Source organism: Qipengyuania oceanensis, from assembly GCF_009827535.1.
In the GTDB taxonomy this organism is placed as follows: domain Bacteria; phylum Pseudomonadota; class Alphaproteobacteria; order Sphingomonadales; family Sphingomonadaceae; genus Qipengyuania_C; species Qipengyuania_C oceanensis.
In genome coordinates this window covers 1,573,433-1,596,053 of the sequence record NZ_WTYN01000001.1, presented here as the reverse complement: position 1 = coordinate 1,596,053, position 22,621 = coordinate 1,573,433, and the positions used below count along the sequence as shown (strand labels likewise).

Here is a 22,621-nt window from a genome sequence, read left to right as displayed (position 1 = left end):
TCAGACGCTCCCCGCCCATTCGCGCAGCATGTGCTTGGCGATCTGGAGCTGGAGGATCTGCGTCGTGCCTTCGTAGATGCGGTAGATGCGTGCATCGCGGAAGAACCGTTCGGCATCGTATTCGGCGAGATAGCCCGCACCGCCGTAGATCTGCACGACCCGGTCGACCACGCGGCCGCACATCTCCGACGCGAAGACCTTGAAGGCCGCGGCGTGACGGATCGTGTTCTCGCCGCGATCGACCCGCGCGGTAACGTCGGCCATCATGCTTTCGGCGGCGTAGATCTCGGTCCAGCTTTCGGCGAGCATCTGCTGGATCAGCTGGAAATTGGCGATCGGTTCGCCGAACGCCTTGCGCTCGTTGGCGTAGCGCAGCGCGGAATCGAGCGCGCGGCGGGCATAGCCGGTCGATGCCGCGCCAACGGAAATGCGACCGTTGTCGAGGCTCTGCATGGCGAAGCGGAAGCCCTTGCCGGTTTCCCCGCCGAGCAGCGCATCGCCCGGTACGTGCACGTCGTCGAGCATGATGTCGGCGATGTGGCTGCCCGCCTGGCCCATCTTGTGATCGGGCGAGCCGACCGTGACGCCGGGCGTATCCATCGGCACGATGAAGGCGCTGACGTGCGCGTTCTTGGGCAGCGCGTCCTTTTCCGTGCGCGCCATGATCAGCCCGACCGATGCGTGCGGCGCATTGGTGATGTAGCGCTTGGTCCCGTTGAGGACCCAGCCGTTGCCGTCCGGGTCGGGCCTCGCGATCGTCGCCATCGCCGCGCTGTCGGAGCCCGAGCCCGGCTCGGTGAGGCCGAAGCAGGCGATCTCGCCCGCCGCGATGCGCGGCCACCATTCGGCCTTCTGCGCGTCCGTGCCGCCGTTCTTGATCGCGGAATTGAACATGCCGACATTGATCGAGAAGATCGAGCGATAGGCGGGCGCGGCATAGGCCATGGTCTTCACGACCTTGGCATATTGGGTGATGTTGAGCCCCGCGCCGCCGTATTCTTCCGGCACCGTCAGGCCGAACAGCCCCATGTCCTTCATTTCCTGGACGATGTCGTCGGGGATCGCGTCGTTGGCGATCACGTCCTTTTCGGCCGGGATCAACCGCTCGCGCACATAGCGTTCGAGCTGGTCGAGGAACTGGTCGAAAATCTCGGCATCCATGCCGTGCTGCGCCTCGGTCTGGCTCATGCTCTCTCCATTGCTTGTACTCGTCGGTCAGTCCCGGGGAGGTGTCTGCCTCGTACCTTCATCGTCGGGCGATGCTTCCGAGCCTTCCAGCCTCTCGGGATGCTCGTCGATCATCGCCTGCGCGTCTGCCACCGCCTGCTCTTCGCCCGGCAGCGTGTCGGCGGCGACCGGTTCGTCCGCCGGCCCGGTGCAGGCAACCAGCACAAGCGTGAGGATCGGTGGAATCGCGCGCATCGTCGACACCATAGACACGCCCTTGGGGCGAGGGAAAGACGCAAAGAAAAACGGGCCGCCCCCTTGCCGAGGACGACCCGCCATTCCGTAACGTCTGGAAGCGAAACTTACTGCGTTTCGTCTTCGGCTGCGGCGGCCGCTTCGACCTGGGCAGCGACATCGGCTGCGGCATCGCCGGCGGCTTCCGCACTGGCGGTCTGCTCGGCAGCGGCAGCTTCCGCTTCCGCGGTAGCGTCTTCGACCGCGGTCGCGGCGGGGTCGGCCACGGCATCTTCCGAAACGCCTTCCAGCGCGTCGTTGGCCGGTACTTCTACCGTATCGGCTTCCGCCTCGGTCGAGGCGTCGTCGGCGCTGCCGCACGCGGCGAGGGAGAGGGCGAGGCCGGCAGCGGCCGCGATGGAAAACTTGTTCATGGGTTGACTCCGAAAGTTGGGCCGCGGCTTTGCGGCTGTCGCGAAAGCAGATAGCGTCGAGGGCGCCGCCGCGCAATTGCCACAATTGCCTCGCCGCCGCATTCGCGGTGGGGCGCGATAGCGTTGACGGCTTGTTAACCATCAAAGGTTATAGCGGCGTCATGTCAAAGCCAAATGATCGCGTGCCGGCACGGCCCTCGCTGCTTTTTGCAGGAGCGATCTGTGCGCTGGCCATCCTCGCGATCCCGGTCGCGGCGCTGCTCGCCCACGCGGGCTGAGCGAACCTTTCTCTCTATTTGAGCAGGTGGCCCGAGCGATCGCGCTTGGTCGCGAGATAGCGCTCGTTATGCGGGTTGCGCGGCAATTCGTGCGGCACCCGCTCGACCACGGTCACGCCCGCGTTCTCTAGCGCGACGACCTTGCGCAGGTTGTTCGTCATCAGCCGCACCGCGCGCACGCCGAGCAGGTCGAGCATCCGCGCCGCGACCGGAAAATCGCGTGCTTCGTCGGGGAGGCCGAGCCGGGTGTTCGCATCCACCGTGTCGAAACCCTGGTCCTGCAGCGAATAGGCTCGCAGCTTGTTGACGAGGCCGATGCCGCGCCCTTCCTGCCGCAGATAGAGCAGAACGCCCCAGCGACCGGCTCTCGCCTCGTTCGCCATCGCGGCGAGGCTGGCATCGAGTTGCGGGCCGCAATCGCACTTCAGGCTGCCGAGCACGTCACCGGTCAGGCACTCGGAATGCAGGCGCACCAGCGGGGGCTGGTCGCCGTCGGGATTGCCGAGCACCAGCGCGACGTGTTCGCGCAGGTCGTCGGCGCTGCGATAGGCGACGATCTCGGCATCGGCACTCGCGGAAACCGGCAGGCGCGCGCGGGTCGCGATGCGCAGGGCGGGGGCCGCGGCGTAGGCGCGCAGGTCGGCGGCGGCGACCGCTACCGGTTCGCCCGCGTCCGTCGCATCGACCATGAAGGCAGGCAGCACGCCGGCGATCCGCGCCAGCTCAAGTGCCGCCTCGGCCTCGTCGCGCCAGTCGAAATCCTCGGCGCGGAACGGGCCTTTCAGCGGGTTGCGCAGGTCCTGCGCAGGGTCGGCGACCGCCCGTGCGGTTGCGAGGTCGAACGGGACCGCTGCATGGACCACGACCGGTGCGTGGGGCACCGCGGCCTCGCGCTGGTTGGCGAGCTTGAGCGTTTCGGCCCGGGCCGCGCCGAGCAGCATTTTCCGTGCCGTCGCGCCAGCCGCGATCGCGGTTTCCGCCGGCAGAAAAATCAGCGGATCGCCGCCCTCGCGCTCCATCGCCAGCGGCCAGCCGTGGCGTAGCGCGTCCACGGCCTGCGCCGCGCGGCGAGAAGGCGACGGTGTGCTCAGAGCGCGACCTCGGTGATGATCGGCACGTGGTCCGACGGCTTTTCCCAGTCCCGCGCTTCCTCGTGCACGGTGTGCGCGGTGACTTCGCGGGCGACTTCCGGGCTGGCCCACATGTGGTCGAGCCGGCGACCGCGATCGTTCGCCTTCCAGTCCTTCGCGCGATAGCTCCACCAGCTGTAGTAGCGCTCCGGCGCGGCGATCTGTTCGCGGCCGATGTCCGACCAGCCGTGGGCGTCCATGAAGCGCTGCAGGCTCTCGACCTCTACCGGCGTGTGGCTGACGACCTTCAGCAAAGCCTTGTGGTTCCAGACATCGCTTTCGAGCGGGGCGATGTTGAAGTCGCCGACGATCATGGTCGGCCGATCGATCGCGTCCGCCCAGCGCGCCATGCGCTCGAGAAAGTCCAGTTTCTGGCCGAACTTCGCGTTCACTTCGCGATCGGGCTCGTCACCGCCCGCCGGAACGTAGACGTTCTCGAGGATCATGCCCTTGCCCTCGCCGAGCAATTCGACGCCGACATGGCGCGCCTCTCCGTTGGCCTGCCAGTCGTGGCGGGAGAATTCGCGCAGCGGCACTTTGCTGACGGTCGCAACGCCGTGATAGCCCTTCTGGCCATGCACCGCGCGATGCGTGTAGCCCAGCTTCTCGAATGCCTCGTGCGGGAACTGGTGCTCCTGGCACTTGATCTCCTGCAGGCACAGGACATCGGGCGCGTGTTCGGTGACAAAGCGCTCGACGATCGGCATCCGCAGGCGGACGGAATTGATGTTCCAGGTAGCGATAGAAACCATGCGGCGACCCCTAGAGGCGCGCATGGTCATCGGCAAGCTGGCTCAGTCTGCCGGATAGACCAGCGTCTTCAGGTTCATGAATTCGTGCAGGCCGTGGTGCGACAATTCGCGCCCGTACCCGGAATTCTTGATCCCGCCGAACGGCGCTTCGATTTTGGAGCCGTTGACCGCGTTGAAGGTCGTCATGCCCGCCTCGATGCCGTTGGCGAAGAACTCGCGCTCGCCATCGTCGTTGGTCCAGACTGCCGAGCCAAGACCGAAAGGGATCGCGTTGGCGATGGTCAGCGCATGGTCCTTGTCCTTCGCCTTGTAGAGCTGGCCGACGGGCCCGAAGATCTCGTCCGTGCCGGTCTCGCTACCCAGCTCGACGTCGGTCAGGAGACCCGCGGTCATCCACGCGCCGTCGCGGTCGAGCTTCTCGCCGCCGAACAGCAGGGTGCAGCCTTCGTCCTTCGCCTTGGCGACCTGATCCAGCACGGTGTCGCGCTGTCCCTCGCTCGAAAGCGGTCCGAGCTCGCAATCCTCGTCCATCGGGTCGGTCGGCTCGATGTCCTTGAGCGCCGAGACGAACCGATCGGCGAAGTCGTCGTACACATCGGCGTGGACGATCGTGCGCTTGCCGCAGATGCAAGACTGGCCGTTGTTCTGGATGCGTGCGGTGACCGCGTCCTTGACTGCCTGGTCCATGTCGGCGGACGGCATGACGATGAACGGGTCCGATCCGCCCAGTTCGAGGACGACCTTCTTGAGGTTCCTGCCAGCCTGCTCGGCAACGGCGCGACCGGCGCCCTCGCTGCCGGTCAGGGTGGCGGCGACGATGCGGGTGTCGGCGATCACGTCGCCAATCGGCTTGGACGAGACGCACAGGTTCTGGAACACGCCCTCGGGCGCGTCTGCTTCCAGCGTCAGTTCCTCCAGCTTCGCGGCAACCCCCTGAACGAGGCTGGCGTGCTTGAGCACCCCGACATTGCCGGCAAGGATCGTCGGTCCGAGGAACCGCACGACCTGCCAGTACGGGAAGTTCCACGGCATCACCGCCAGAACCGGGCCTTGCGGCAACCAGCGCCCTTCCGCCTTGCCGCCATCGCCCAGCTCCCACCACTCGCTTTCGAGCATCGCGGGCCCGTCGCTGGCGAGATAGGCGAACAGGCTGGCGCATTTCTGCACTTCGGCCCGCGCCTGCTTGATCGGCTTCCCCATTTCCGTGGTCGCCAGCTTGGCCAGCTCGTCTTCGTGGCGGCCGAACAGCTCGGACAATTTCTGCAGAACGTCCGTTCGACGCCCGACATCGCGCGTGCGCCAGTCGCGATAGGCGCGGGTCGCAGTTTCCAGCTTCGCGTCGATGCCGTTGCGGTCGAGCGTTTCGTATTCGGCGATCGTCTCGCCGGTCGCGGGGTTGGTCGTGGTAATCAAGGGAAAGGCTCCGTGTCGGGGTTTTATTCCTAACGGATGCCCGCGGCTTCGCGTTCCTGCCGGTCAGCGTCGCCGGAAGCGGAAATACCATACTTCGTGGTCGTAGACGGTGCGCGCCTTGTGCTCGTAGCGTGTTTCGGGCCAGCCGCCGGGGCGGTTCTGCCAGCTCGACGGCCCCTCGACGATCCACTCGAACGCGTCGGTGAAACGCCGCATGACCATCAGCGCGTGGCGCAGATAGATGGCATGATCGGTCCCGAAGCGGAACTCGCCGCCCGGCTTGAGCTTGTCGGCGAACATCTGCACCGGCCCGTCGTTCATCATCCGCCGCTTGGCGTGCTTGTTCTTTGGCCAGGGGTCGGGATGCAGCAGATAGAGCATCGTCAGTGCCCCGTCGGGCACGCGCGAGAGAACTTCCAGCGCATCGCCCATGTGCAGGCGGACATTGGCGAGGCGCTGGTCCTCGATGTGGGTCAGCGCCTGCGCAACGCCGTTGATGAAGGGCTCGGCCCCGATGAAGCCATGGTCCGGCAGCATGTCGGCGCGCGCGGCGAGATGTTCGCCGCCGCCGAAGCCGATCTCGAAATGGAGCGGCCTGTCGTGTCCGAACAGCGCTTCGCTCGTCACAGGTCCTTCGGACGGAACCGAGATCTGCGGAAGCAGCTTGTCGACCAGCCCCTGCTGACGCGCGCGCAGGGGCTTGCCCTGGCTGCGTCCGTAGAGCCGGTTGAGCGTGGTCGGATCGCCTTCCTTGAATGCTGACATGGGCGCGCCGCTTACAGGAATTCCCGGCAGCCTCAAGCCACCTCCGGGATCAGCCGGTCAGAACCAGGCGCTGTAGATGCCGTAGGCGCTGGTGATCGTCAGCACGATTCCGACCATGATCAGAACCACCTTGGGCTTGAGATATTTCGCCGCCACCGCACCGAAGGGGGCCGCCACCACGCCGCCGATCAACAGACCGAGTGTAGCACCGGCAAGGTCGGCGATGCCGAGATGGTAGATGAAGCTCGCCGAGATCGCGAGCGTCAGGAAGAATTCGACCGAATTGACCGTGCCGACGACCTTGCGCGGATCGGCGCCCTGGATGAGCAGGTTGGACGTCACGACCGGGCCCCAGCCGCCGCCGCCAGCCGCGTCGAGAAAACCGCCGAGCAGGCCGAGCGGGGCGACGTGCTTCGCCTCGCGCAAAGTCGGCGGATAGAGAAGGCCCCGCACCAGCAGATAGATGCCGATGCCCGCGAGGTAGATCAGCACGAACGGCTTGACGACGCTGGCATCGATCGAGGCCAGCAAATAGGCGCCGGTCACCCCGCCGATCACGCCGGGGATGAGCAGGCGGAAGAACAATCGCTTGTCGATGTTGCGATGGATCAGATGGCTGATGCCGCTGGTCGCGGTGGTGAAGCACTCGACCACATGGACCCGCTGCGAGGCGACGGCGGGCGGCACGCCCAGCAGGCCGACCATCAACGTGCTGGTGATCACCCCGAACGCCATGCCGAGCGCACCGTCGACGAGCTGGGCGGCAAAGCCGATGGCGATGAAGGGGAGGATGTCCGAAAAATTGACGCCGAACAGTTCCATGACCGCGTGATTCCCGAAGAAGGCTTCCGGGCACGGATTTACTTCGCGGCAGAATACCCGGCGATAATCATTCGCCTATCAGGCAACAAAGAAAAGCGCCCGGAGCACGAGGCCCCGGGCAAGTTGCCTGTCCGTCTTATAGCGGCTGATTGTACCAGACCGAAGCCACGCTCAGCCCCTCGCGTTCCAGAAAGTCATTCCGCGCTTCGTCCAATTGTGCGCTAACCACGATCAGCATGTCCCATTCGCGCTCTTTCGCGAGCGCGCGGACTCCTTCCAGCAAGGCATGGCCGAGCTCGTCCCAACGCGACTGATCCCTGATGTAAAAGTCATCGAGCTTGATGGCTGATTTGCCCTTGTAGACCGGCGGAACTGGAATCCGCTCGATGATCGCGACCCCGGCAATTTCGCCGTCCTCTTCCAGCGCCAGGACATCGGCATCTTTAAGCCCGACAAGGTGAGTGAACCACATCTGGCTCATCCCGGCGGATTGTTCCGCCTTCGCCCAAAACACAGGCTGGTAGGTTTGATACTGGCGTCTGCGTGCCTCGGCCATTTCGACCATGGCGGGCACATCTTCAGGGCGAGCGACGCGAGTCGTCAAAGTCATCAGGCTAAGAGTACACCTCACGGTAACGGGTCGAGAAGCGAAAAGCGCCCGGAGCACGAGGCCCCGGGCGCATCCCCCATTCCCATCCGGGAATTCCGAAATATCGGCGCGTCAGGCAGCCTCGGCCTGCTCGTCCGGGTCGCGCAGGACGTAGCCGCGGCCCCAGACGGTCTCGATGTAATTCTCGCCGCCGCACGCATGGCTCAGTTTCTTGCGCAGCTTGCAGATGAAGACGTCGATGATCTTGAGTTCTGGCTCGTCCATGCCGCCGTAGAGGTGGTTGAGGAACATTTCCTTGGTCAGCGTGGTGCCCTTGCGGAGCGAAAGCAGCTCCAGCATCGCGTATTCCTTGCCGGTCAGGTGGACCCGCGCGCCGTCGACTTCGACGGTCTTGGCATCGAGGTTCACGGCGAGCTTGCCGGTGCGGATGATCGACTGGCTGTGGCCCTTCGAACGGCGCACGACGGCGTGGATGCGGGCGATCAGTTCGTCGCGGTGGAATGGCTTGGTGACGTAATCGTCGGCGCCGAAGCCGAAGGAGCGGATCTTGGAATCCATTTCCGAGATGCCCGACAGGATGAGTACGGGCGTCTGCACCTTGGCGACGCGCAGCTTCTTGAGCACGTCGTACCCGTGCATGTCGGGCAGATTCAGGTCGAGCAGAATGATGTCGTAATCATACAGCTTGCCCAGGTCCAAACCCTCTTCGCCCAGGTCGGTCGAATAGACGTTGAAGCCCTCGGTAGTCAGCATGAGCTCGATCGCTTTCGCGGTCGTCGGCTCGTCTTCGATCAACAGTACGCGCATGGGTTTGCCCCCTGTTTGCCCCAAACCTCTCGCGGTAACTCTCCCGAAAGAGGTGTTGCCGCTTGTTAACCACACAAGGTCTGAACGGAAAAGGTTAACGCGTGGTAAAAGGGAACGCGGAAATAGCGCCGAGACTTTTCTGCAACACTTTTCCACAGCCTATCCACAGGCTCGGAAACGCTAGAGTCCGGCCAGTTTCTTCTGTCGCCGACGCTGGACGGAGCTGCCGATGCCCATCGCCTCGCGGTACTTGGCGACCGTGCGCCGGGCGATGTCGAACCCTTCCTGCTTCAGCAGTTCGACCAGCTTGTCGTCGCTCAGGATCTTCCTGGGATCCTCCGCGTCGCACAGCGCCCTGATGCGCGCTTTCACCGCCTCGCTCGAGGCGCCTTCGCCGTCGGCGCTGCCGACCCCGCTGGTGAAGAAATACTTCAGTTCGAAGGTTCCGCGCGCGCAATGCAGGTACTTGTTGCTGGTCACCCGGCTGACCGTGGATTCGTGCATGTCGATCTCGTCGGCGACCTCGCGCAAGGTCAGCGGCCTGAGTTCCGACACCCCGCTCCGGAAGAACCCTTCCTGCTTCTTCACGATCTGCGCGGCGACCTTGAGTATCGTCTTCTGCCGCTGGTCGAGCGCTTTGATCAGCCAGTTCGCGTCCGCCAGCTTTTCACGCAACCAGCTCCGGGTGGCCTTGTCGCTCGACCCGTCGCGAAGTTCGACGGCGTATTCGCGATTGACGACGAGCCGGGGCAAGGTCTCCTCGTTGAGGCGGATGTCCCAGCCCTGGTCCTTGCCGGGGGCGAGCAGGACGTCGGGCACCACAGCGCGCTCGGTCGCGCCGCCGTGGCGACAGCCGGGCTTGGGATCGTAGCTGCGCAATTCGGCGAGCATCTCGGCGAAATCCTCGTCGTCGACATCGCACATGCGCTTGAGGCGCGAGAGTTCGCCGCGCGCGACGAGGTCGAGATTGTCGATCAGCCGCGCCATGCACGGGTCGTAGCGGTCGGCCTCCTTTGCCTGCAGCGCCAGGCATTCGCCGAGCGTCCGCGCGCCGACGCCGGTCGGGTCGAGCGACTGGACGACCTCGAGCGCGCGTTCCGCTTCCGCCAGCGCGATCCCCAGCTCGGCCGCGACGCTGCGCAGGTCGGCGGTGAGATAGCCGGCTTCGTCGAGCAGGCCGATCAGGAAGCGCGCGACGAATTCTTCGCGCGCGTCGCCCGCTACAGCGCCGACCTGGTCGAGCAGGTGTTCGGCCAGCGTCGGCTCGTCGCCGCCATGCTCGTCGATGCCGGGCAGGTCGTCGCCCGATCCGCCGAGGCTGGCGGCCGAACCCCATTCGCCGTCGCCCGTCTCCCGGTCGCGGTCGAGCGCTGCGGGGTCGATGTCGAGTGCCTGGTCGCCGTCGCCCGGACCCGAGTCGTGTTCCTCGGCTGGGGAAACGTCGCCCTCGCCGGCTTCGCGGCTGACCTCGCCCATCTCGAGCAGCGGATTGTCGTCGAGCGCCTCGGCGATGAAGCTCTCAATCTCGAGATTGGAGGCCGCGAGCAGGCGGATCGCCTGCTGCAACTGCGGCGTCATTACCAGCGACTGGGTTTGCCGGAGGTCTAACCGAGGACCCAGCGCCATGGTTCAGCTCCAGCCGTGGTGCCGTGTCACAGGCTGAAGCTTTCGCCCAGGTACAGGCGGCGGACATTCTCGTCGGCGACCAGCGCTTCCGGCGTCCCTGCGAACAGCACTTCGCCGCCGTAGATGATGCAGGCGCGATCGACGATTTCGAGCGTTTCGCGCACGTTGTGATCGGTAATGAGCACGCCGATGCCGCGCGTCTTCAAGTCCTTAACCAGGTCGCGGATGTCGCTGATCGAAAGCGGGTCGATCCCCGCGAAGGGTTCGTCGAGCAGCATGATAGAAGGCTTGGCCGCCAGCGCCCGGGCGATTTCGCAGCGGCGCCGTTCACCGCCCGAAAGCGCCATCGCCGGGCTGGTGCGCAAACGGGTGAGGCCGAATTCGTCGAGCAGGCGTTCGAGTTCGGCGGAACGCGTCTCTGCGTCGGGTTCGACCATCTCGAGGACGCAGGCGATGTTCTGCTCGACGGTCATGCCGCGGAAGATGCTGGTTTCCTGCGGCAGGTAGCCGAGGCCCAGGATCGCGCGGCGATACATCGGCAGCTTGGTCACGTCCTCGCCGTCCATCAGGATGCGACCGGCATCGGGCCTCACGAGGCCCATGATCGAATAGAAACAGGTGGTCTTGCCCGCGCCGTTGGGGCCGAGGAGGCCGAGCACCTCGCCCTTGCCGACGGTCAGCGAGATGTCGGTCAGCACCGCCCGCTTGTCGTAGCTCTTCGCGATCGAGATGACTTCCAGGCCGCCTTGCGGAATCGGCGGCGCGGCGCCTTCTTCCAGCTGCGCTTCGTCCATCGCGGCGGTATCCTCGAGCGTGGTCATCGTGTCCTGCCTTAGCATGGGCGCAGGCGCAGAAAAGCCCCGCGGCGGGAAAAATGGCAGGCTTCGTGCATGGCACGGGGCGGGCCGCGGCCCCGGACTTCCCTTCGCGGCAGCTTGCGCGAACTATCGTAAGCTGGAATACTCTGCTGCGGAGAGGAAATTCGGGGATGCAGTCGATGAGCGAAACGCTCGAAGAAGGCGCGCCGGCAACGACCGAGACAACGGTCGACTGGCGCAAGGGCATGAGCGACAACATCGCCTATGCGTTGCTGGTCTATACAGGCCTGCAGATTTTCGTGACGGTCGACGCGATGAAGGACGGTAGCAGCAGCATCCTGCCCTACCTGGCGCTCGTGGTGCTGGTCGCGATGATCATTCCCGCATGCCGCTGGTTCGAGAGACGCTGGCAGACGCTGAGCGAGGAGCAGGCGCACGACCGATCGCTTGCGGCCGCCTACCGCCGGGACCGCATTCTCCTCTGGTTGCTCGCCATCGGGCTGCCGCTGGCGTTGACGGCGCTCTTCAAATTGCTGACCTCGATCGGCTGACTTCCCGGCCGCCCCCGCACTTGCGCTGTGCCGAACCGCTCGGCAGAGCAGACCCATGATTGATGCCCAGACAGCACAGGATCGCTGCGCCCAGGCGCTCGACGCCGCGCGCCGTGCCGGTGCGGACGCTGCGGAGGCCACGGCCGCGGCCGGGAGTTCCGAAGCGGTCACGGTGCGGCTCGGCAAAATCGAGGACGTCGAACGCTCCGAGGGCGAGGAGATCGCGCTGCGCGTCTTCGTCGGGCAGCGATCGGCATCGGTGCGAACCAGCGATTTCACTGCCCAGGCGTTCGCCGAAATGGCCGAGCGGGCGGTGGCGATGGCGCGGCTGGCGCCAGAAGATCCTTACAGCGGGCTGGTCGACAGCGCAGACCTGGCTGGCGGATCGCGTGACGCCTCCGCACTCGACCTCGTCGACCCGCACGAGCCATCGCCCGAACTTCTCAGGGACCGTGCGCTGGCTGCCGAGGATGCGGCGCGCGCCGTAGCGGGCGTCGCCAACAGCGAGGCATCGGCTGCCAGTGCGACCCGTGCGCTGGTCTCGCTGGCGACCAGCGAAGGCTTTTCGGGCGGCTACGGCGCGACGACGCACGCGCTCTATTGCGGCGTCATCGCGGGCGAAGGCGGCGCGATGCAGCGCGACAGCGCGCAGCGCGTGGCGCGGCATCTGGAAGATCTGCCGCCGCCCGACGAGGTCGGCAGGTTGGCCGGCGAGCGCGCCGTCGCCCGGCTGAACCCCGCCAAGCTGCCGAGCCGGGTCATGCCGGTGGTTTTCGACCGGCGGATCAGCGCCTCGCTGGTGAACTATCTCGTCGGCTCGATGTGCGGAGTGGCGGCGGCCCGAAAAGCCACTTTCCTGCTCGGTCACGAGCAGGATGAGCTGATGGATCCGGCGATCCGGATCGTCGAGGATCCGCACAAACCCCGCGGCCTTCGCTCGCGTCCGTTCGATGGCGAGGGGGTGGCAACGCAGCGGCGCGACCTGATCGTCGATGGCCGGATGTTCGGCTGGATGACCAACCGTGCCGCGGCGCTGCAACTCGGCCTGCCGCTGACCGGTCACGCCGGGAAAGGCGCGGGCGGGACCAGCGTGTCCAACGTCGACATGGCGCCTGGCACGATCTCGCGCGAGTCGATGATCGCCGAGATCGAGGACGGCGTGCTGGTGACCCATGCCTTCGGACAGGGGGTTAACGGGGTGACCGGCGACTTCAGCCGGGGTGCGGCGGGCTTCCGCATTCGCAACGGCGCAATCGCGGAAGCGGTCGCCGAATTCACGATCGCGGGCAATCTGCTCGACATGTTCGCGCGAATGACTCCGGCAAACGATCCGGAAACCCATCGCGCAATCAACGTTCCTACCTTGAGGATCGACGGCATGACGGTTGCGGGAGACGGCGAATAAGCGTTCTGGCGAAATTTTCGATCGCGCTGTTGCTGGCCTTCGCGCAGCTGCTCGCCGCGCCGGCCTTCGCGGCCTTGCCCGTGGCCGAGGAGACCGCACCGCAACCCGCGGACAATGTCAGCCAGGCCATCGATGCCGCGCAGGACGACGGGGCGGACGAGCGCATTTCCGGGCGGTTGGCCGGAATCTACGGCGAATTGCCGGCGTTCAAGAACGTCCGCGTCTCTGTCCAGCAGGGCGTGGTCTCGCTGTCGGGCAAGGTTCCATCGAGCGAGGACATCGACCGCGCCGAGAACATCGCTTCGCGGGTGAGCGGGGTCGTGACGGTCGAAAACGGGCTCGAGCGCGACCTTTCGCTGGGCGAGAACGTGGGAGGGATCGGCTCGCTCAAGGACAAGCTGGCAGGCTTTGCCGCCATGTTGCCGCTGATCGGCGTGGCCGTCCTCGTCGCACTGGCGATTGCCGCGATCGGTTATGCGATCGCCGGATTGACCGCCCTGTGGCACCGGATCGCGCCGAACAGCTTCCTCGCCGAATTGATCGCGAGCGCGATCCGCTTCGTGTTCGTGACCGGCGGAATCGTAATCGCGCTCGACATGATCGGTGCCGGAGCATTGATGGGTGCGGTGCTGGGCGGCGCGGGGGTCATCGGCCTGGCGCTCGGCTTCGCGATGCGTGACACGGTCGAGAACTACGTCGCTTCGCTGATGCTGTCGCTGCGCCAGCCGTTCCGCCCGAACGATCACGTTATCATCGACGATCGCGAAGGGCGGGTTATCCGCCTCACCAGCCGCGCGACCGTACTGATGACGCTCGACGGCAACCACTTGCGCATTCCCAATGGCCAGGTCTTCCGCGCGGTCATCCTCAATTACACACGCAACCCGCAACGGCGGTTCGACTTCGAACTTGGTATCGATGCCGACGACGATCCGAACGCGGCGCGCAAGCTCGGGCGCGAAACGCTCTCGTCGCTGAGTTTCGTACTCGACGATCCGCCGCCAGAAGTCCGCATCATGCAGGTCGGCGATTCGAACGTCGTGCTGCAGTTCCTCGCCTGGATCGACCAGCGCGAAGCCGACTGGTATCGCGCCCGCAGCCTCGCCATCGCGGCGGCCAAGTCGGCACTGGAACATGCAGGTTTCGCTCTGCCCGAGCCGATCTACCGCTTGCGCTTTGACGAGCGCACGACGCCCCTGCCGTTCGAGAACATCACCGAGAGCGGCCGCCGGACGCCGGGCCCGTCTGCCGCCGATCGCAAGGCGATGGCTGCTGCTGCGTCCGCCTCTTCGGCGAGCCATTCCGAAGACGTGCGGCCCGACGACGAAGTGGCCAGGATGGTCGAGGCGGAGCGCTCCACCGCGGACGAGGGGCAGGAGAAGGACCTGCTCGATTCGCGCCGCCCGGTGGAGTGATCTTCAGGCCTTGTAGCGCTCGATCGCTTCCATCGTGATGCGCTTGGCCTCCTGCGCATTGCCCCACTGGCCGACCCGCACCCATTTCTCGGCTTCGAGATCCTTGTAGTGGGTGAAGAAGTGCTCGATCTGCTGGAAGATGATGCTCGGCAGGTCCTTGGTTTCGGCCACGTCCGAGTAATAGGGAAAGGTCGTGTCGATCGGCACGCAGATCAGCTTCTCGTCGCCGCCATGCTCGTCTTCCAGGTTGAGCACGCCGATCGGGCGCGCGCGCACCACGCATCCGGCGATGAAGGGCGAGCGGGCGATCACCAGCGCGTCGAGCGGGTCGCCGTCGGGCGAGAGCGTATGCGGCACGAAGCCGTAGTTCGCCGGGTAGCGCATGGGGGTGTGAAGGATACGGTCGACGAACAGCGCGCCCGATTCCTTGTCGAATTCGTACTTAACCGGCTCCCCGCCGGTCGGAACCTCGATGATCACGTTGAGGTCTTCGGGCGGGTTGGTCCCGGTCGGAATCTTGTCGATGCGCATGGATCGCTTTTCCTGGTTGGATGACGGTGCATCCCTCCCCACGGCGCCGGAATACGTGCCCCGGTGCTCGTTGGAGGAAGCCTTTATGCGCTGGATGCGGGCTTGGCTAGGCCCGATCCCAGCGGCCTACTTGGTGCGCGGAGCGAGCAGGCGGTCGAGCCCGGCCTCGCCCTTGGCGGTCTTTACCAGCTGCGGATAGCGCAGCCCGCCGGTGTAGGGGATCGCGATCGTTTCGAACTCGTCGCCACGCTTCACGATCAGTTCGACCTTGCCGCCATCCTTGGTCGCAGAGACGACTTCCTTGATCCGGTCGGCCGAGAACGCCTTGCCGTTGACCGCGACGATCTCCGCGCCGTTGACGAGGCCCGCCTTGAATGCCGGACCTTCCCACAGGGTCGAGGTGACCTTGCCGCTCTTGTTTACGTTGATGCCGAGCGAATAGAACAGGTTGACCGAGCCGCTGCCGGCGTAGGCCTGCTTGAGATAGGGGTTCTCCTCCTCGGTCCAGGCGAGCGTGTAACCAGCCATTTCGAAGCCCTTGAGCGGCGCCGGCTGGTTCGGCTGGCGGAACCGCGTGTCGAGGAAGTTCGCCCAGTCGTAGGCGTAGACGCCGTTCAGCGTGCTCACCACCTCGTCGAAATCGAAGGTCACCACGCCCCAGTCGCCCGGCTTGATGCCGAAGAACGCCTTGGCGAAATCGTCGAGGCCCTTGCGGCCGCTGGTCCCCTTGCGGATGATCTGGTCGGCCTCGAGCCACACCAGCGCGCCCTCGATGTAATAGTCCTCGTTGCGCAGCAGCGAGGGGAAGGGGCGCGACTTGCGGCCCGACATGATCGGTTCGAAAGTGGTGTCCTCGACCGAACGGAACTCGCGGCCCGGCTGGGCGGTGAAGATGCCGGCGTAATTGGCGAGCGCGCCGCGCACGATCTCGGGCGACTGCAGGCCCGAACGTGCCGCCAGCACGAGGCCCCAGAACATGTCCTGCCCTTCGTAGACCCACAGCAAATTGTCCTGCATGGGGCGGTGGTAGTCGGGGGTCCAGAGCTTTTCCGGGCGGCGGAACTTGCCGACCCAGCTGTGCGACATTTCGTGCGGCAGCAGGTCGCGATCGAACTCCTGGCCTTCCCAGTCGGTGAAGGCATTGGCGGCCAGCTGGTTCTCGCTCGAACGGTGGTGCTCCAGCCCGATCCCGCCGATCTCGTCGCTCGCGGCGAGCAGGAAGTCGTAGTGGTCGAAATGGAACGCGCCGAATGCGGCCAGCGCTTCGTTCACCAGCTTGCGGTGCGCGGCGATCTGCTCGGGCTTGGTCTCGATGTCCTTGGCGTTGTCGCCGAACAGTTCGAGATCGACATTGTGGCCGAGATCAAAGCTCTTGTGATGCTCGCCAGCGAACACCGGCGAATCGACCAGCGTCTCGTAATCGGTTTCTGCCCAGCGGACCCACTGGCCCGACTGGCTCTGGCCGTCCATGGCGCTCGCCGCGGTCCAGCCCTGCGGCAGCTTGAGGCTCGGCTCGACCTTGATGCGGCGCACGTAGTGGCCGGCCGGGTAGAGGCTGACCTTCTCGAACTGCATGTTGAGCAGCGCATCGGTCATCATGATGCGCCCGTCGCTCGATTCGAGCGCCGAGGTGAAGACCATTTCGGCGACCACCTCGCTCGCGCCTGCGGGCAGGTCCAGATGGAAGGCGTGCACTTCGACCGGGTCGCGGGCCCAGCTCACCGGCTTGCCGTCGACCAGGAAGCGGATGCCGCCCAGTTCAGAAATCTTGCCGGTGGCCGAGTGGTTGCCCGGCAGCCATTTGGGATAGACCAGCGTCAACTCGCTCGTGCCGGCGGCGACGGGGATGGTCTGCTTGATGCGGAAGGCGCGGGTGCGGGTGTCGCTCGCATCGACTTCCAGTTGCATCGTACCGCCGGGATAGGGCGCATCCAACGTGGGCGGCAGATTGCTCGCTTCCTCGGGCACGACCTGTGGCGAGGAGCGGTTGACGTCCTGCGCCATGGCCGGGGCGGCGAGAGCGGTTGCAAGGAGGAGGGCGACGCTGGCGGCGAAGGGCCGCTTCTTCGAGTGGGGATTCATGGCGCGCGCTATGTGCAGGCGGACCGATGAACGCAAGCTTGTCTTCGACGAACGGCTTTTCCGGGTCCGCCGGAGGCGCTAGGGCGCGCCCGGAACGAAGGAAAATCATGAGCAAGACCGGCAATACACCGCAGGCGATCAGGGGCACGCAGGACATCTTCGGGGCTGATGCGGACGCCTTCGCCTTCGTCGTCGAGACGTTCGAACGGGTGCGCAAGCTCTATCGCTTCCGCCGCGTCGAAATGCCGGTGTTCGAGAAGACAGAGGTGTTCAGCCGCGCGATTGGCGAGACGACCGACGTGGTGTCGAAGGAGATGTATTCCTTCGAGGATCGCGGCGGCGATTCGCTGACGCTGCGTCCGGAATTCACTGCCGGCATCGCGCGCGCCTATCTCTCCAACGGCTGGCAGCAGCACGCCCCGCTCAAGGTCGCGACGCACGGGCCGCTGTTCCGCTACGAGCGTCCGCAGAAGGGCCGCTATCGCCAGTTTCACCAGATCGACGCCGAGATCATCGGCGCACCCGAGCCGCAGGCCGATGTCGAATTGCTGGCGATGGCCGAACAGGTGATCCGCGAACTGGGCATCGAGGGTGTCACGCTGCACCTCAACACGCTCGGCGATGGCGACAGCCGCGAGGCATGGCGCGCTGCGCTCGTCGAGCACTTCCGCGCGGTGAAGGACGAATTGAGCGAGGATTCGCAGGAGCGGCTGGAGAAGAACCCGCTGCGCATCCTTGATTCCAAGGACCGCCGCGACCAGCGCTTCGTCGCCGATGCACCCAAGATCGACGCCTACCTTTCGGACGAGGCGCGCGGCTTTTTCGACGCGGTGACCAGCGGGCTGGATGCCGCCGGGGTGAAGTGGACCCGCGCGGAAAGCCTCGTGCGCGGGCTGGATTACTATCGCCACACCGCCTTCGAATTCATTCCTGACGAGGGCAGCGATGCCGCCGGCAAGCTCGGTAGCAAGAGCACCATCCTCGGCGGTGGGCGCTATGATGGCCTGATGGAAAGTCTCGGCGGCGCACCGACGCCTGCGGTCGGCTGGGCCGCCGGGATCGAGCGGCTGGCGATGCTGGTGGGGGATCGCGGAGAGCAGGTCGCCGACGTGATCGTGGTCGTCGAGGACGATGCCATGACTGCCGAGGCGATTGCTGCGCTCGGAAAACTGCGCGCGGCCGGGTTCAGCGGCGAGTTGATGGCGAGCGGAAGCCCGCGCAAGCGGTTCGACAAGGCGCAGAAGATGGGCGCGGGCTCGATCGTATCATTCGCGGGTGCGGACGAGGTGCGCGTGCGCGGTGCCCGTCAAGACGAGATAGAATCGCTCATCGCGTGACCATACCCGCCGAACGCCTCGACCAGATCAGCCATCGCTTCGCCGAACTCGAGGCGCGGATGGCGTCCGGCCAGCTCGAAGGCGATGCCTTCGTGCAGGCGAGCCGCGACTATGCCGAGCTCGAGCCGGTCGCGAAGCTCGCTAACGAGATCAGGGTCGCCCGCGCCGAGATCGCGGACCTCGAGGAAATGCTCGGCGATCCGGAAATGAAGGCCATGGCCGAGGAAGAGCTCGCCAGCTTGCGCGAGCGCCTGCCCGAGGCCGAGCGCGAGCTTGCCGTCGCCATGCTCCCGCGTGACAGCGCCGATGCGAGGCCCGCAATGCTGGAAATCCGCGCCGGGACTGGCGGGGACGAGGCCGCGCTGTTCGCGGGCGACCTCTACCGCATGTACGAACGCTACGCGGCGGAGAACGGCTGGAAGGTCGAACCGGTCAGCATCAGCACCTCCGAAGTGGGCGGGTTCAAGGAAATCGTCGCCAATGTCACCGGCAACGGAGTGTTCGCCAAGCTGAAGTTCGAAAGCGGGGTCCACCGCGTCCAGCGCGTGCCGGAGACCGAGAGCGGCGGGCGCATTCATACCAGCGCCGCGACCGTGGCGGTGCTGCCCGAGCCGGACGAGGTCGATATCCAGATCGACCCGGGCGACCTCAAGATCGACACCTACCGCGCGAGCGGGGCCGGCGGCCAGCACGTCAACACCACCGACAGCGCGATCCGCATCACCCACGAGCCGAGCGGCATCGTCGTCACCTGCCAGGACGGGCGCAGCCAGCACAAGAACCGCGAAAAGGCGATGCAGGTCCTGCGCGCGCGGCTCTACGAGAAGACGCGCGACGAGGCGCAGGGCGCGGAAGCGGAGGCGCGCAAGGCGATGGTCGGATCGGGCGACCGGTCGGAACGCATCCGCACTTACAATTTCCCGCAGGGCCGCGTGACCGACCACCGGATCGGCCTCACCTTGCAGAAGCTGCCGCAGATCATCGCCGGGCCGGGACTTGGCGAAGTGATCGACGCGCTGATCGCCGAGGACGAGGCCAAGCGGCTCGCGGCGCTGGAGGAATGAGAACGGTCGCCGAGGCGCTGCGCGAGGCGGCGGAACGCCTTTCCGCGACCAGTGACACGGCGCGGCTCGATGCCGAGATCCTGATGGCTCATGCGCTCGGCATGTCCCGCTCGGACATGCTGCTGAAGCACATGCGCGACCCGATGCCCGAAAGCTTTGCCGCGCTGGTCGATCGCCGCGCCCTGCACGAGCCCGTCGCACATATCGTCGGGCGGCAGGAATTCTACGGCCTCGACCTCGCTGTCACGCCGGACACGCTGATCCCGCGTGGCGACAGCGAGACGATCGTCGAAGCCGCACTGGATATGGCAGGCGACACGGGCCGGGTGCTGGACCTGGGCACGGGTTCGGGCGCACTGCTGCTCGCCTTCCTCGCCAACCGGCCCGGCTGGACGGGCGTCGGCACCGATCGCTCGCCCGCCGCGCTCGCCGTAGCGCATGGCAATGCCGATGCGCTGGGCATAGAGGGTCGCGCCCGTTTCTTCCTGCTTGACTGGCTGCAGGACGGCTGGAGCGAAGACCTGGGCCGGTTCGACCTGGTGTTGTGCAACCCGCCTTATGTCGAGGCGGATGCAGCGCTCGACCCCGATGTTCGCCTGTTCGAGCCAGCGGGCGCGCTGTTCGCCGGCCCCGAGGGTCTCGACGACTATCTCCACCTGGTCCCGCAGGTCAGCGGATTGCTGGCTCCGGGCGGCACCGCGATCTTCGAGATCGGTCATCGGCAGGCGGCAGCGATCGCCCAAATCGCCAGGGTCGGCGGGCTGGAATGCGCGGTTCGGCAAGATCTCGCCGGTCGCGACCGGGCGGCTATTCTCACAAGAGGGGTTGGCAAGGACGGGCCCAACGTCTAAATCACAGGTCAGGCCCCCGCTGGAAACGCAGTATTCCCTGGGGCCAGCTCCGGAATCTGCAGGAATTTTGGGTCTGACCCCCAGTTTTGCTGCGCATAAGGAGCGTCCGCGGCTTGGCATGTGCCCCGCGGCAAGGGATCATGTGATCGGCCATGCACCAGCAGGGGTGCGGATGCCGGTCCCGGATGAGGAATACATTCCCTTTGAATAACAATCGCAACAACAACAATAACCGCCGTCGCGGCCGCGGAAATCGCAACCAGGGCGGAGGCAACCAGGCCAACCGGATCGACAGTCGCGCACGGGGCAATGCCCCGCAGCTGCTCGACAAGTACAAGAAGCTGGCGCAGGACGCCCAGCACAATGGCGACCGGGTGCAGGCGGAATACTACCTGCAGTTCGCCGATCACTATTTCCGCGTCATTTCCGACAACAAGTCGCGCCAGGACGAACAGCGGACCAAGCGCCAGCAGGAACGCGGCGACAATTCGGACGACGACGACGATCAGGACGAGGACGACGGCAACGACAACCGACGCCAGCAGGCGCGTGGTCGCCGCGATCGCGACGACGACAATCAGGACAACGGACGCCAGAAGCGCCGCCGTTCGCGCCGCGACGAAGACGAGAACGACGGCGAAGACATGTCGGATTCGGATGACGGCGACGACGCCGACGACGACGACGATACCGATGAACAGCCGCGCCAGAAGCGTGCGCGTTCGCCGCGCAAGCCGCGCGCCGAAAAGCCTGCCGCCAACGGCAAGCGCGCGGAAATCGACGTGAGCGTCCTTCCGCCGTCGATCGGTGCCGGTGACGAAGAGGCTGCGCCGCCGCGCCGTCGTCGCAGGGTAAGCGAAGACAGCGAAGCCAGCGCGGCCGGCTGACCGGTCCCCACGGGGTTGCGACCAGGCCCGATGACCGCTCGTTTGCGCGACCTGCTGCTGCGTCATCCGCGGCTTGCAGCGCTGCTCGGCGGAGGCATTGCCGCCTGCGGATTCACCCCTGTCGGTCTTTGGCCGCTATCGCTGATCGGCATGGCCCTGCTGGTCTGGCTGACCATCCATGCCAATGGCCCGAAGCGCGCCTTCGCCACCGGCTGGTTCTTCGGCCTCGGGCATTACACCGTCGGCAATTTCTGGATCGCCACCGCCTTCACCTTCCAGGCTGCAATGCCGGCCTGGCTAGGCTGGCTCGCCGTACCGCTGCTCGCGCTCTACCTCGCGGTCTATCCGGGGCTCGCAACGCTTGGTGCCTTCCTGCTCACGCGGCACCGCTTGTCGATCGCATGGACGGGCGTGGCGCTGGCGGGATGCTGGATCGTGGGCGAATGGCTCAAGAGCTGGGTTTTCACGGGCTATGCCTGGGGGCCGCTGGCGCTCGCCTTTCTCGGCGACTCCGCGCGCCCGGGGATCGCGATGGTGCTGCCGTGGACCGGGACCTACGCGCTATCCGGTCTGGTCGTGCTGGCTGCCACCGGCTTGCTGGCTTTCGGGCTGGCCAGGCGCTGGCTCCCGCTCGGCATCCTCGCGCTGGTACTCGTTGCGGGCATGTATGCGCCCGGTCCGGCGCAGCGCGAAGGCACGCTTGCCTACACGCTGGTCCAGCCGGACCTGCGGCAGCAAGAGCTCGATGACCCGACCAAGTACGAGGAGCAGTTCGCCCGCATCGCGCAGCTCAGCGTGCCGAGCCGGCCGGGCAGCACACGTCTCGTGCTGTGGCCGGAAAGCGGCGTGCCCGATTACCTGGAGGATGGCTATCCCCAGCGCTACTACGACCAGATGACCGCGGGCGGCGATCCGCGCTTCGCCCGCTGGCGGATCGGGAAGGTGATCGGCGAGGGCAGCCTGCTGCTGACCGGCGCTGTCGATCTGGAGATCGAGGAAGTCGACGGAGTGGATCGTGCCGTGGGCGCCCGCAACTCGGTGACCGCGCTGACCCCGCAGGGCGCCATCGTCGGCAGTTATGCCAAGGCGCACCTCGTCCCCTATGGCGAATATCTGGCGCTGCGCTGGCTGCTCGAACCGCTCGGCGCCACGCGGCTCGTGGCCGGCACGATCGATTTCCTCCCCGGGCCCGGACCGCAGACGCTCGAACTGGGCGAATGGGGTAGGGCCGGTGTACAGATCTGCTACGAGATCATCTTCTCGGGCCAGGTCGTCGATGGTGACGATCGCCCGGACTACATCTTCAATCCTTCCAACGACGGCTGGTTCGGATCCTGGGGGCCGCCGCAACACCTGGCGCAGGCGCGGCTCCGCGCGATCGAGGAAGGGCTGCCGGTGCTGCGCTCGACCACGACCGGTATCAGCGCCGTCATCGACGCACGCGGCGTGGTCCGCCAGCACATCGGCCGGCACGAGGCGAAGCGGATCGACGGGATCATCCCGCCCGCTGTCGCACCGACACTGTTCGCGCGTGCCGGGAACATCCTGCCGCTCGGCTGGGCTCTGCTGCTGATCGCCGCTTCGCTGGTTGCCATGCGCAGGCGCAGCAGCTAGGCCGGGATCAACACATAAAGCTTTCTTT

22 protein-coding genes are annotated in these 22,621 nt (G+C 65.9%); 8 read left to right on the top strand and 14 right to left on the bottom strand.

Annotation, left to right across the window (positions count from 1 at the left end; genetic code table 11):
* The 12 genes from GRI48_RS07635 to lptB form a co-directional block, all read right to left on the bottom strand.
* Positions 1-1,188: an acyl-CoA dehydrogenase family protein gene (locus GRI48_RS07635; protein WP_237451762.1), complete on the bottom strand. Its 1,188-nt coding sequence runs from the start codon at positions 1,186-1,188 to the stop codon at positions 1-3.
* Between the two features lie 27 nt (positions 1,189-1,215).
* Entirely contained in the window at positions 1,216-1,422 is a 207-nt protein-coding gene (locus tag GRI48_RS07630) for a hypothetical protein (protein ID WP_160673560.1), read from the bottom strand.
* Positions 1,423-1,529: 107 nt separating this feature from the next.
* Positions 1,530-1,835: a hypothetical protein gene (locus GRI48_RS07625; RefSeq protein ID WP_160673557.1), complete on the bottom strand. Its 306-nt coding sequence runs from the start codon at positions 1,833-1,835 to the stop codon at positions 1,530-1,532.
* A 292-nt stretch (positions 1,836-2,127) separates the two neighbouring features.
* On the bottom strand, positions 2,128-3,165 hold the full coding sequence (gene ribA / locus GRI48_RS07620) for a GTP cyclohydrolase II (protein ID WP_337190788.1): 1,038 nt from the start codon (positions 3,163-3,165) through the stop codon (positions 2,128-2,130).
* 35 nt (positions 3,166-3,200) lie between these two features.
* Positions 3,201-3,995 carry an exodeoxyribonuclease III gene (gene xth, locus GRI48_RS07615; RefSeq protein WP_160673554.1) on the bottom strand — a complete coding sequence of 265 codons (795 nt, stop codon included), beginning with the start codon at positions 3,993-3,995 and terminating at the stop codon, positions 3,201-3,203.
* Between the two features lie 42 nt (positions 3,996-4,037).
* Positions 4,038-5,408 (bottom strand): NAD-dependent succinate-semialdehyde dehydrogenase, encoded by a 1,371-nt coding sequence (locus tag GRI48_RS07610; protein WP_160673551.1) that lies wholly within the window; start codon positions 5,406-5,408, stop codon positions 4,038-4,040.
* Between the two features lie 63 nt (positions 5,409-5,471).
* A complete protein-coding gene (gene trmB / locus GRI48_RS07605) occupies positions 5,472-6,173 on the bottom strand; it encodes a tRNA (guanine(46)-N(7))-methyltransferase TrmB (RefSeq protein ID WP_160673548.1) in 702 nt (233 codons plus the stop codon).
* 57 nt (positions 6,174-6,230) lie between these two features.
* Positions 6,231-6,995, bottom strand: coding sequence for a sulfite exporter TauE/SafE family protein (locus GRI48_RS07600; RefSeq protein ID WP_160673545.1), 765 nt, complete (start codon positions 6,993-6,995; stop codon positions 6,231-6,233).
* Between the two features lie 136 nt (positions 6,996-7,131).
* Positions 7,132-7,560, bottom strand: coding sequence for a GNAT family N-acetyltransferase (locus GRI48_RS07595; RefSeq protein ID WP_160673542.1), 429 nt, complete (start codon positions 7,558-7,560; stop codon positions 7,132-7,134).
* 156 nt (positions 7,561-7,716) lie between these two features.
* On the bottom strand, positions 7,717-8,412 hold the full coding sequence (gene ctrA, locus GRI48_RS07590) for a response regulator transcription factor CtrA (RefSeq protein ID WP_160673539.1): 696 nt from the start codon (positions 8,410-8,412) through the stop codon (positions 7,717-7,719).
* A 180-nt stretch (positions 8,413-8,592) separates the two neighbouring features.
* Positions 8,593-10,038 carry an RNA polymerase factor sigma-54 gene (gene rpoN, locus GRI48_RS07585; RefSeq protein WP_160673536.1) on the bottom strand — a complete coding sequence of 482 codons (1,446 nt, stop codon included), beginning with the start codon at positions 10,036-10,038 and terminating at the stop codon, positions 8,593-8,595.
* Between the two features lie 26 nt (positions 10,039-10,064).
* A complete protein-coding gene (gene lptB, locus GRI48_RS07580; protein ID WP_237451877.1) occupies positions 10,065-10,832 on the bottom strand; it encodes an LPS export ABC transporter ATP-binding protein in 768 nt (255 codons plus the stop codon).
* 203 nt (positions 10,833-11,035) lie between these two features.
* Between lptB and GRI48_RS07575 the strand changes: the two genes are divergently transcribed.
* Genes GRI48_RS07575 through GRI48_RS07565 form a run of 3 tightly spaced genes read left to right on the top strand, consistent with a single transcriptional unit; the run spans position 11,036 to position 14,227 of the window.
* Positions 11,036-11,407: a hypothetical protein gene (locus GRI48_RS07575; RefSeq protein WP_160673530.1), complete on the top strand. Its 372-nt coding sequence runs from the start codon at positions 11,036-11,038 to the stop codon at positions 11,405-11,407.
* Positions 11,408-11,462: 55 nt separating this feature from the next.
* The gene (locus GRI48_RS07570; protein WP_160673525.1) at positions 11,463-12,812 is read left to right on the top strand and encodes a TldD/PmbA family protein; all 1,350 of its coding nucleotides are present in this window, start codon (positions 11,463-11,465) and stop codon (positions 12,810-12,812) included.
* 26 nt (positions 12,813-12,838) lie between these two features.
* Positions 12,839-14,227: a mechanosensitive ion channel domain-containing protein gene (locus tag GRI48_RS07565; RefSeq protein WP_419956958.1), complete on the top strand. Its 1,389-nt coding sequence runs from the start codon at positions 12,839-12,841 to the stop codon at positions 14,225-14,227.
* Between the two features lie 3 nt (positions 14,228-14,230).
* Here the strand turns inward: GRI48_RS07565 and ppa are convergent, their stop codons facing one another.
* Entirely contained in the window at positions 14,231-14,758 is a 528-nt protein-coding gene (gene ppa, locus GRI48_RS07560) for an inorganic diphosphatase (protein WP_160673522.1), read from the bottom strand.
* A 126-nt stretch (positions 14,759-14,884) separates the two neighbouring features.
* Positions 14,885-16,840, bottom strand: a complete 1,956-nt coding sequence (locus GRI48_RS07555; RefSeq protein ID WP_160673519.1) for a M61 family metallopeptidase — start codon at positions 16,838-16,840, stop codon at positions 14,885-14,887.
* 107 nt (positions 16,841-16,947) lie between these two features.
* Between GRI48_RS07555 and hisS the strand changes: the two genes are divergently transcribed.
* The 5 genes from hisS to lnt all read left to right on the top strand — a co-directional run bounded on the left by hisS (position 16,948) and on the right by lnt (position 22,593).
* Entirely contained in the window at positions 16,948-18,177 is a 1,230-nt protein-coding gene (gene hisS, locus GRI48_RS07550; RefSeq protein WP_160673517.1) for a histidine--tRNA ligase, read from the top strand.
* Positions 18,174-19,241: a peptide chain release factor 1 gene (prfA, locus tag GRI48_RS07545; protein WP_160673514.1), complete on the top strand. Its 1,068-nt coding sequence runs from the start codon at positions 18,174-18,176 to the stop codon at positions 19,239-19,241. The genes hisS and prfA overlap by 4 nt, the downstream gene beginning before the upstream one ends.
* Positions 19,238-20,092 carry a peptide chain release factor N(5)-glutamine methyltransferase gene (gene prmC, locus GRI48_RS07540; protein ID WP_160673511.1) on the top strand — a complete coding sequence of 285 codons (855 nt, stop codon included), beginning with the start codon at positions 19,238-19,240 and terminating at the stop codon, positions 20,090-20,092. Before prfA ends, prmC begins: the two co-directional genes overlap by 4 nt.
* 185 nt (positions 20,093-20,277) lie before the next feature.
* Positions 20,278-20,979 (top strand): DUF4167 domain-containing protein, encoded by a 702-nt coding sequence (locus GRI48_RS07535; RefSeq protein ID WP_160673508.1) that lies wholly within the window; start codon positions 20,278-20,280, stop codon positions 20,977-20,979.
* A 30-nt stretch (positions 20,980-21,009) separates the two neighbouring features.
* Positions 21,010-22,593, top strand: coding sequence for an apolipoprotein N-acyltransferase (gene lnt / locus GRI48_RS07530; protein WP_160673505.1), 1,584 nt, complete (start codon positions 21,010-21,012; stop codon positions 22,591-22,593).
* Positions 22,594-22,621: the final 28 nt, after the last annotated feature.

Bases quoted from the DNA above. Each gene is read 5' to 3' on its own strand.
- ppa (WP_160673522.1), bottom strand. From the start codon at position 14,758: ATGCGCATCGACAAGATTCCGACCGGGACCAACCCGCCCGAAGACCTC.
- ctrA (WP_160673539.1), bottom strand. From the start codon at position 8,412: ATGCGCGTACTGTTGATCGAAGACGAGCCGACGACCGCGAAAGCGATC.
- GRI48_RS07595 (WP_160673542.1), bottom strand. From the start codon at position 7,560: ATGGTCGAAATGGCCGAGGCACGCAGACGCCAGTATCAAACCTACCAG.
- trmB (WP_160673548.1), bottom strand. From the start codon at position 6,173: ATGTCAGCATTCAAGGAAGGCGATCCGACCACGCTCAACCGGCTCTAC.
- lnt (WP_160673505.1), top strand. From the start codon at position 21,010: ATGACCGCTCGTTTGCGCGACCTGCTGCTGCGTCATCCGCGGCTTGCA.
- prmC (WP_160673511.1), top strand. From the start codon at position 19,238: ATGAGAACGGTCGCCGAGGCGCTGCGCGAGGCGGCGGAACGCCTTTCC.
- hisS (WP_160673517.1), top strand. From the start codon at position 16,948: ATGAGCAAGACCGGCAATACACCGCAGGCGATCAGGGGCACGCAGGAC.
- GRI48_RS07600 (WP_160673545.1), bottom strand. From the start codon at position 6,995: ATGGAACTGTTCGGCGTCAATTTTTCGGACATCCTCCCCTTCATCGCC.
- lptB (WP_237451877.1), bottom strand. From the start codon at position 10,832: ATGGACGAAGCGCAGCTGGAAGAAGGCGCCGCGCCGCCGATTCCGCAA.
- GRI48_RS07535 (WP_160673508.1), top strand. From the start codon at position 20,278: ATGAGGAATACATTCCCTTTGAATAACAATCGCAACAACAACAATAAC.
- GRI48_RS07570 (WP_160673525.1), top strand. From the start codon at position 11,463: ATGATTGATGCCCAGACAGCACAGGATCGCTGCGCCCAGGCGCTCGAC.
- GRI48_RS07555 (WP_160673519.1), bottom strand. From the start codon at position 16,840: ATGAATCCCCACTCGAAGAAGCGGCCCTTCGCCGCCAGCGTCGCCCTC.
- GRI48_RS07625 (WP_160673557.1), bottom strand. From the start codon at position 1,835: ATGAACAAGTTTTCCATCGCGGCCGCTGCCGGCCTCGCCCTCTCCCTC.
- rpoN (WP_160673536.1), bottom strand. From the start codon at position 10,038: ATGGCGCTGGGTCCTCGGTTAGACCTCCGGCAAACCCAGTCGCTGGTA.
- GRI48_RS07630 (WP_160673560.1), bottom strand. From the start codon at position 1,422: ATGCGCGCGATTCCACCGATCCTCACGCTTGTGCTGGTTGCCTGCACC.
- GRI48_RS07635 (WP_237451762.1), bottom strand. From the start codon at position 1,188: ATGAGCCAGACCGAGGCGCAGCACGGCATGGATGCCGAGATTTTCGAC.
- GRI48_RS07575 (WP_160673530.1), top strand. From the start codon at position 11,036: ATGAGCGAAACGCTCGAAGAAGGCGCGCCGGCAACGACCGAGACAACG.
- xth (WP_160673554.1), bottom strand. From the start codon at position 3,995: ATGGTTTCTATCGCTACCTGGAACATCAATTCCGTCCGCCTGCGGATG.